The organism is Rhodopseudomonas palustris, assembly GCF_003591005.1.
Taxonomy (GTDB): domain Bacteria; phylum Pseudomonadota; class Alphaproteobacteria; order Rhizobiales; family Xanthobacteraceae; genus Rhodopseudomonas; species Rhodopseudomonas palustris_K.
Genome location: NZ_QYYD01000021.1, coordinates 109800 through 118737, shown reverse-complemented (window position 1 = coordinate 118737; position 8938 = coordinate 109800). Strand labels below are relative to the sequence as shown.

General features: G+C 65.2%; 8 protein-coding genes. 3 read left to right on the top strand and 5 right to left on the bottom strand.

Annotation, left to right across the window (positions count from 1 at the left end):
- Nucleotides 1-237: 237 nt before the first annotated feature.
- Nucleotides 238-813, bottom strand: coding sequence for an Hpt domain-containing protein (locus D4Q52_RS19530; RefSeq protein ID WP_119858240.1), 576 nt, complete (start codon nt 811-813; stop codon nt 238-240).
- Between the two features lie 2 nt (nt 814-815).
- Nucleotides 816-1361 (bottom strand): response regulator, encoded by a 546-nt coding sequence (locus D4Q52_RS19525; RefSeq protein WP_119858239.1) that lies wholly within the window; start codon nt 1359-1361, stop codon nt 816-818.
- 246 nt (nt 1362-1607) lie between these two features.
- Here D4Q52_RS19525 and D4Q52_RS19520 point away from each other — a divergent pair, with 246 nt between their 5' ends.
- Nucleotides 1608-2624, top strand: coding sequence for a fumarylacetoacetate hydrolase family protein (locus D4Q52_RS19520; protein ID WP_119858238.1), 1017 nt, complete (start codon nt 1608-1610; stop codon nt 2622-2624).
- 282 nt (nt 2625-2906) lie between these two features.
- On the opposite strand, the gene D4Q52_RS19515 is transcribed toward D4Q52_RS19520, so the two are convergent.
- On the bottom strand, nt 2907-3278 hold the full coding sequence (locus D4Q52_RS19515; RefSeq protein WP_119858237.1) for a hypothetical protein: 372 nt from the start codon (nt 3276-3278) through the stop codon (nt 2907-2909).
- On the opposite strand from D4Q52_RS19515, the gene D4Q52_RS26275 reads away from it, so the two are divergent.
- Entirely contained in the window at nt 3271-3603 is a 333-nt protein-coding gene (locus D4Q52_RS26275) for a hypothetical protein (protein WP_147407824.1), read from the top strand. The genes D4Q52_RS19515 and D4Q52_RS26275 overlap by 8 nt on opposite strands.
- A 31-nt stretch (nt 3604-3634) precedes the next feature.
- Nucleotides 3635-3817, top strand: coding sequence for a hypothetical protein (locus tag D4Q52_RS19510; protein WP_119858236.1), 183 nt, complete (start codon nt 3635-3637; stop codon nt 3815-3817).
- A gap of 11 nt (nt 3818-3828) precedes the next feature.
- Here the strand turns inward: D4Q52_RS19510 and D4Q52_RS19505 are convergent, their stop codons facing one another.
- Both D4Q52_RS19505 and D4Q52_RS19500 read right to left on the bottom strand, forming a co-directional pair.
- The gene (locus tag D4Q52_RS19505; RefSeq protein ID WP_119858235.1) at nt 3829-4533 is read right to left on the bottom strand and encodes a type IIL restriction-modification enzyme MmeI; all 705 of its coding nucleotides are present in this window, start codon (nt 4531-4533) and stop codon (nt 3829-3831) included.
- A 652-nt stretch (nt 4534-5185) separates the two neighbouring features.
- Complete coding sequence (locus D4Q52_RS19500; protein WP_119858252.1) at nt 5186-8755, bottom strand: class I SAM-dependent DNA methyltransferase; 3570 nt, start codon at nt 8753-8755, stop codon at nt 5186-5188.
- Nucleotides 8756-8938 lie beyond the last annotated feature (183 nt).

Here is an 8938-nt window from a genome sequence, read left to right as displayed (position 1 = left end):
GTCGGGGCCGGCCTATGGCTGCCCGCGGGGCGGCCAAACCGGTCACCCCCTCCCGGGGGGGCGCCCCTGGTCCTGACTGCGCGCCTGAGATTCCGGGTTCGCGCGCGAAGGGCGCGCGCCCCGGAATGACGTGCTTGGGCGGGCGGGACGACGTGCTTGGGGCGGGCGAGGCGACGTGCGTGGGGTGGGCGAAGCCGACGTGCTTGGGGCTTACGAGACGCCCGCAACCGCGACGAACTACTCGCCCGGCACGATGCTCGGCGCCAGGATCGCTTCGAGGTGGTCGGGGCGGTCGCGGTTGACGGCGGCCAGATACTCGTCGGCGACGTTGCGCAGTTTGCTGATCAGCGCGCGCTGCAGCTCGTCCTTGCCGGGCTGCGCGCCTTCGCGCACGATCGCCTGCACGGCGTTGACGTGGTTGGCGAGCATCTCGTCCGGCACGCGCGCGAGGTCGGGCGCGTGTTCGATGACCCGGCACAGGCTCTCGGCGGCGGCCGCCGCCGCTGGATAGCCGAACGTCGCGGCGTCGCCTTTGATGTCGTGCGCGGCGCGGAACAATTCGCCCTGGGTGTCCTCGTTGACGCCGTCGCGGCGCAGCGCCGTGAGCGCTTCGGCGAGGCGGTCGGCTTCGACGTTCATCCAGGCGGCGAATTCGCCCGACAGGTCGGCCAGCGCCCGCTCGGCGCGCGCGATCGGATCGTCGGCCGGCCCGCCGCCGACGCGGCGCATCACCTTGCGCAGCGGGTTGGCCTGGGTGATCACCTGGTGATCCGAAAAGGTCGCGATCTGGAGATCGCCGGGGCGTGGTGTCATCGTCAGCTCGCCACCTTGGCTTTGTCGAGCAGCGACGGCTGCTGGATGATGTCGGCCTCGCCGCTGCCGCGCCGCTCCGGCCCGATGTAGCCGCTCGAGGTGTTGCGGCGGCGGTCCGGCCCGAAGTAATTGCGCGTCTTGATGAACGGCCGCGGGCTGGCGACGACGTTGAGGACGCGCTGATACAGCGCTTTTGACGAGATCGGCTTGGCGAGAAATTCGGTGATGCCGGCGTCGCGCGCCAGCGTCACCCGGCGCTTTTCCGAATGCGCGGTCAGCATGATGATCGGCACGAACGGATTGGCCTTGCTGTCCGGCTGGCGGATCATCTGCGCCAGTTCGAGCCCGTCGAAGATCGGCATTTCCCAATCGGTAATGATGATGTCCGGCGCGGCGTGGCTCGACATCTCCAGCGCGGTGGCGCCGTCCTCGGCCTCGTACACCTCGCGCGCGCCGAACGAATGCAGCAGCGTGCGCAGGATACGGCGCATGTGCGGATTGTCGTCGCACACCAGGAAGCGCAGTTTGTTGAAGTCGATGCGAAACATCAGGACACTGTGAGCGTTGCCGGGCGCACGTTACGTGTCGTTAACGCTAACCCATGTGGCGTTAAGGAAGGGTTGAGCGATCGAACGGTGGCCATGCTGCATCGCGCTCGCTGCGGCGCAGGCCGCATGGCTCCGATGCAAACGGGCTGCGTGGCGACGCTGGTCGTTCGGCGCGGCCCCGCTAAGCTCGGCCATGTTCACGGCGAGGGGCGTGAACGGCAAAGCACAATCATACGGGAGGGACGCATGACGACCAGACGCGACTTTATCAGGACCGCCGTGGCGGCCGGCATCGGCGGCGCCGCACTCGGCGAACTGGCGCCGGCCCAGGCCGCCGCGCCCGCGACCGCCGCCGCGCCGCAGATGCCGCGCGGCATGACGCTGCTGGCGATGCTGCAGGAAGACGGCAGCGAAACGCTCGGCGTCAAGCTGCCGAACGGCGTGCTCGACGTCGCCGCCGCTGGCAAGGCGCTCAACCTCGACGTGCCGCAATCGCTGGAAAGCCTGCTGGCCGTCGGCGGCACGCCGGCGCTGGAGCGGCTGATCGCCGCCGCCAAAGACAAGCCGGACTTCGTCAAGGACGAAGCCTCGATCAAGTTCGGCCGGCTGTTCACCGATCCCGGCAAGATCGTCTGTGTCGGCCTCAACTACAAGGAGCACGCCGAGGAGGCCGGCGAGAAGCTGCCGAAGGAGCCGATCCTGTTCAACAAATACAACAACACGCTGGCGCCGCACAAAACCACCATCAAGCTGCCGCCGGCCGAAATCTCGACCAAGTTCGACTACGAGACCGAGCTGGTGATCGTGATCGGCAAGACCGCTCGCAACGTCTCGGAAGCCGACGCGCTGAGCTACGTGGCGGGCTACGCGGTCGGCCACGATTTTTCGTCACGCGACCTGCAACTGGAAAAGGGCGGACAGTGGATGGTCGGCAAGACGCTCGACGGTTTTGCGCCGATCGGGCCGTATTTCGTCACGGCCGACCAGGTCGATCCGAACAATCTCAGCATCGAGACCTACGTCAACGACGAGAAGGAGCCGCGGCAGAAGTCGAACACGTCGAAGTTTATCTTCAACCCGCAAAAGGTGATCTCCTACACATCAAAGTTGTTCGCGCTCGAACCCGGCGACCTGATCTTCACCGGCACCCCCTCCGGCGTGATCATCGGCATGTCGAAGGACAAGCAAGTCTGGCTGAAGAGCGGCGACCGCATCACCAGCAAGATCGAAAAGCTCGGCACGCTGACATTTGACTTGGCCTAGCAACGCAGAGGCAAGGGGCGGCGGCGCGTCGCGCCGCTGTACGGCGCCCCGCGGGACGCGCCCCCCAACCCCAATCACGTCATTCCGGGGCGCTCGCGCCAGCGAGCGAACCCCGAATCCCGACATGTCGAGCACCACCAGCCTCAACTCCGCGGCCGAGATTCCGGGTTCACGCGCGGAGCCTGTCATCGGGCCAGCCGAAGGCTGGACCCGTTGGCGCGCGCCCCGGGATGACTCGCGGAGGGGCGGTGAAACGGATCACCTTGCGGACTGATATGTCATTCAGAGCGAGCGCAGGGTGCGGATCGTGGCCGACTTTGCGATCACCTTGACGACCAAGGCTTCGTCGAATTGGTCGATCAGTCGCGCGGCCGCTTGCATCGCGGCATTGCGATCGAACAATGCGTGACTATGCCATTGATCGTGGTGCGAATTGCGCGTGAAGACCACGTAGTCGCCGTGGCTTTCGGCCTCCATCGCGTCGCGCAGGGCGGTCCGGCGATGCGCATCGAGCAGGGCCAGCAATTCGTCGATCACGGTCTTGGCTTGCTGAAGACCACATTCGAAGACTCGGGAAAATTCCCCGACCGCTTCGCTCTGACGGTCGTTCATGGCGATCTGCAGGATCTCAGTGATCGAGAGTGTGTTGTTCATTATTGTACATTGCAGCAGCGCTGTTCGCGTCGTGATCGAGCATCAGCGGCGAGCGCATCGCTCGCTTATCCTGCCGCGCAAATCAAGTTCAAACTTGGGGAAACGTCTGGAAATCAGAATATCTACACAGTTGCATATCTCTGCCGGCGGTGTCATGCGCTCGTCAGGCGGCGCACTGATTGATCAGTTTTGTACATCGGCGGGCTTCCAACTGGTCGTCGCTGCGCCGGACGGGCGGGGCGGCTGCCACCGGGCGAATATTCTGCGGGTGAATATTTTACGCGACGTATCGCGCTACAGCGACGCCGGCGGCGCTGCCGACTAACCTCGTAATATTACCGATTCGGAAGGCGCGCATGACCACGACCCCGATCTGCCCGACCTGCAACGAGCCGCTCGAGCTGATCGGCAACCGCCCGCTGGTGCAGGGCTATCAGGTGCGCGACTACCGCTGCGCCAAGTGCCACACCACCAGCCATCACGCCAGCCATTGGGACCATTCGCTGACCGCGCCGCACGGGCCGTTCTATCACGAGTAGCGCGCTGCCGCTCACGGGTGGTCCGGCAACGCCGGCCTCGCCGTCGGCCGCATCGACGGCCCCGGCGGCGCCAAGGCCGCCAGCCGCTCGGCGATGCCGCGGCCGGGTGCGGCGTCCCGCGCCGGGGCCAGCGATCCCGGATCGTTCCAGATCCGGCGCAGCTGATCGCGGACCGCGTCGCGGCGCAGATCGTCGAGATAGATGCGGAAGCTGCGGCGATCCGGATAGTGCACGTAGTCGTCGCCGCGCCCCGAGACGTCGGCATAGACCTCGATGCAATGGCCGACGTCGCACACCAGCAGAAACGGCGGCCAGCCGTGCGAGGCAGGCAGTGCGCGCGCGTAGTCCTGCGCCTGTCGCTTGGCGCTCAGCATCAGCCCCTCCCACGCGCGCGCGGCGCCGCGGCCGCGGCGCGCCTCGTCACGCACTGCGGCGGCACTTCGCGGCCCGAACAGCCGCCGCTCCGCCGGCCAGCGGCTCTGCTTGGCCTCGAGCACGAAGCTGTGCCGCTTGTACAGATCGATCCGCCCCAGCGACACGCCGCCCATCTTCACCACGCGCTCGAACACGTAGTCGTTGTGCTCGTGCGTCGCGCCGGCCGGCTGCGGCCGCTCGACCCCGATCACGTCGCACAGCTCGGTGAGAAACAGGCTGTAGTTCGCCCGCTCCTGGCCCCCCTCGCGGTGCTGCCACCGAGCAATAAAGCGATCCGCCATGGAGCCCCCACCACCCCGCATGGCGAAAATGTATGAGTTAGTCAGTGAAATTGAAAACCCAGACCATCGATGGTTGCGGCAGGTTTAAGGAAGTGGGGAGATGTTTGCGCAGTGAGGACGACAGCACCGGCCCTGCTTAGCGCTACCAAGGCCTGGCAACGCTTCGCCAAGGCCTCGCCGAGAACTCGCCGAGACCGCTCACCCCCCAGGCTCCCGGCGCCAAGCCACAGGCCCGCAACCCAACAACCCGGAGCCCCACCACCGTCATTCCGGGGCGCTCGCGCAGCGAGCGAACCCGGAATCCCGACATGGTCGAGCACTACAGGCCGTCGTCCGGGCATCGAGATTCCGGGTTCACGAACTGCGCTCGCGCCCCGGAAGACTCGTGGAGAGGCGGTGCTACGTCGCTTCTCCACACGGCCAGCGAAGAGGAGGAGCGGCGCGCGGTGGACCGACGACGCCGCACAACGCGCTGCCGCATCGAGCTGCTGCAACCACGCTGCCTACGTCACGGCCCGCCCGCCCGCCCCAAGCCCGTCATTCCGGGGCGGACGCAGCGCAGCTGCGGCCGAACCCGGAATCTAGAGGCGAGGCCCTGCGCCGCCGCCTTCTCGCCTTTGCCGGCAGAAGTCGCATCGCCCGCTGAACCGCGCTAAGCGACGCGCCGCAGTGCGAAGGTCACGCCGTCGGCCGAGGCGACGTAGCCGAGCCGCGCCAGCGAGGCCAGCACTTCGGCGATCTTCTTCTCGGTGGTCTTGGTCCGCTTGAACTGCGCCGCCAGTGCCTTGGCATCGAGCGGGCCGGCGGCCGCAGCGAGCGCCGCAAACACCGCGGCGGTCTGCTCCACCGCGCCGGCCGGGAACGACTGCTTCTGCTTGGTCTCGCCGAGATCGAGCGAAGCTGCGATCTGCGCGCCTTCTTCCTTGGCGGCCTGCTGATCGACGCCCTTGGCGAACCGCGGAATCTGATAGTCCGGTCGCAACCAGCGCACCAGCCCGCGCTTCTCCTCGGCGGCGCGCTCCTTGTTCAAGGCGACAAGCCGCGCCAGAATCTCGTCGTCGGACAAATCCGCCGGCCAGCCATAAGCCTCCGCCACCGCGACATCGAGCCGGTCATGCAGTTCTTTGAGGATCAGCACCAGCCCGTCGTCGAAGATGCGCTGCTCGTCCGGCGTCAGCACATTGCCTTCAACACCTGGGCTACGCACACCAATCTCTCCGTCATGGCCGGGCTCGTCCCGGCCATCCACGCCTTTCTTGCGGGCGCGCCCCGAAGGCGTGGATCCCCGGGACAAGCCCGGGGATGACGGCTGTGCGTGCGGCACGGCTCCCGCTTTGATCCGCTCCAGCACGTTGTACAGCCCGGTCAGCGTCAGATGCGGATGCTCCGCCAGCACGCGCTTGCGATGCGCGTCGAGCTCCTCGGCGATCACCCGAATGGTCTGCTTCTGAATCGGATTGGCGTCGGGGAAGGGGAAGGGATCGAAGCAGCGGGACTTCGAGTAGCGCGGATCGTTGCCGACACCGAGCCAGCCGCCGGCACGAAGCGCCCAGACGACGTGGATGCGAGAAGACAGGATGCCAAGAACTGCTGCGTCGTCGGAGCCGATCGCAACGAGCATGTTGTCAGGCAAGATCGAGGCGTCAAGAAACTGAAAAACACGATGCTTTGCAGTCTCAACGGTTGCTATATAGCGCTGCAATTCAGATGTGAATCCGCGCATTAGCGTGTTCCGTCGTCCGAAGAGCCACCAGTTTACGCGGCGATACTCTTCGTTGTTGCGGTCTCGCTCCGGTTTAACTCGCGTTAGCAGATGTTGATAAACTTCCGGGAATTGTTTGCGGACTTCGTCGATATCATATCCATCGAGATCAATGGCCATCAATTCGCGCGCGCGCGCCATCAGGTCGCGGCCGTTCCTGTACCTCTTGATCACTGCATCAAGTCCCGAACGCTTTCTCAGCCCGAGATGATCCGCCTCGACTGGAGTTACTAAGAATCCCGCGCCGTGCAGCTTGACACCGGGCGAACAAATTCCTTCGTTCGCCTCAAGGGACGCGGTCAAGGTGACATCGGAGCCTATGGTAATATCCGAGTTGATCATGCCCACAAACGGCTTCAGTGAAATCTCAGGCGAGTCTGTATCGAGTTTCGATTCTTGAGTTACTTCGTGCAGGACACCTTCATGAGTTCCCGCGACACCAACAGTCATCGCAATCCGCACTGCCGCAGCATCCGGCGTCGCCTTGGTCCACGGATGATCCGGGATCGCCATGATCAGCGAGATCGGTTTCTTCGCCTTGAGGTGCTTCTCCATCACCCGGCGTTGAAACACCTGTGAGATCGAATTGGTCGTCACGAAACCGAACCGGCGCAACACAGCGCCCTTGCGGGTCAGCAGTTCAGCCGCCCGGTCCCACCAATACATCACGAAGTCGGCGGACTCGTTCATATGCGCATGCGCCGCCCACAGTGCCTCGGCGTAGGGCACGCGCGCGCGGATATCCTTGCCGCCGATGAACGGCGGATTCCCCACGATGAACTCCGCCGCCGGCCAGTCCGGCCGGCGCGGGTTCGGGTAGGTCTCTTTGCCGTCCACAATCTTCGGCAGCGGTGCGCCGCCCCAGTCGAGCACGGCGTTCTTCACCTTGATGTTCTTGAAGGCGCGCAGGATCGGCTCGTCGGGCGGGGCGCCCTTGGTGCGGAAGTGCCATTGCAAGTAACCGATCCACAGCACCAGCTCGGCGATCGCGGCGGCGCGCGGATTGATTTCGAGGCCGAGGAACTGATGCGGATCGACGCTGTGCGAACCTAAGCCGCGCAGCGCTTCCTGGCCGCCGAGGTCGAGCAAGGCTTCGAGCACTTCGCCTTCCAGCCGCTTCATCAGTTCGAGCGAGACGTAAAGAAAGTTGCCGGTGCCGCAGGCCGGGTCGAGCACCCGGGTCTCGCACAGTTTGTCGTGAAACGCCTGCACGGCGGCGGCGGCCGCAGCGAGATCGCCGGCGCCGCGCAGCGTTTCGGCGGTCGCCTGCACGTTGCGCCAGTCTTCGCGCAGCGGCTCGATGATGGTGGCGATCACCAATCGCTCGACATAAGCGCGGGGCGTGTAGTGCGCGCCCAGCTTCTTGCGTTCGGTCGGATCGAGCGCCTGCTCCAGCAGCGTGCCGAAGATCGAGGGATCGACGTCGTTCCAGTTGTATTCGGCGGCTTCACGCAGCTTGCCGATTTCGGCGCCGCCGAGCGGCAGCGCGGCGCGGCTCTTGAAGAACTCGCCGTTGAATTTCTTCACCTTGGTCTTGAGCGCGTGCGCCCATTGCCCGGTGTCCATCGCTTCCCAGAGCTGGCCGACGTCGTGGACGAAGGCCTCGGGATTGCGCTCGCAGTCTTCGAGCAGATGCTTGAACGATTTGTCCGGCAAGAGGCCGACGTCCTCGGCGAACATCGTGAACAGGCAGCGCATCAGGAACATCGCGACGTCGTCGGCCGCGTAGTTCTGCTTCTCCAATGCGACCGACACCTGTGCGAGCCGCTTGGCGATGTCGCGCGTGACCCGGGCGGATTGCTGCGCCGGGTCGAGCGCCTGCGGCTCCAGCCAGATCTTGCGCAGCCGCTCACGGACGACGTCGTCACGCAGGTCTTCAAGATAGATGCGGAAGCTTTGGCGATCGGGAAACTGCGTGTAGTTCTTGCCCTGGCCGGTGAAGTCGGCATAGACCTCGATGCAGTGGCCCACGTCGCAGACCAGGATGAAGGGCGGCCAGCCGTGCGAGGCGGGCAGGGCGCGGGCATACTCTTCGGCCTGCCGCTTGGCGTTGAGCATCAGCACGTCCCAGGCGCGATCGGCGCCGCGACGGCCGCGGGTCGCACCGGCGGTGTCGGTGCCGACCGCTGCGCTCGGGTTGCTGACTTCTTTCTTCTGACCCTGCCAGCGACTCTGCTTGGCTTCGAGCACGAAGCTGTTCTTCTTGTAGAGATCGATGCGGCCGTAGGACGTCGTGTCCTCGGCGGCCTTCTTCACCGCGCGTTCGAACACGTAGTCGTTGTGCTCGTGCGTCGCGTCGGCCGGGTCCGGCCTCGGCAAACCGAGCAGTGCGATCAATTCCGTGAGAAACGAGACGTAGTTCGCGCGTTCCTGCCCGCCTTCACGGCCTTGCCAACGCGCGATGAACTGCTCGATCGACGAAACGCTTGAGTTCCCATCGCTGCAACCTAGCGACGCAATGCGCGCTCGTCCATCGCCTGCGTCGTGGACTTGTGTCGAAGTCGGCCATGCCCGAGGCCGGCCATCGCGCTGCGGCTGCACTGGCCGATTGACCGATGCGGCGAATTAAGGCACCCGCGCCATGCGCAAGGGTCAATTGAAAATCTAATCTAAAGCTGCGTAACAGTCGCGCGACATATGTCA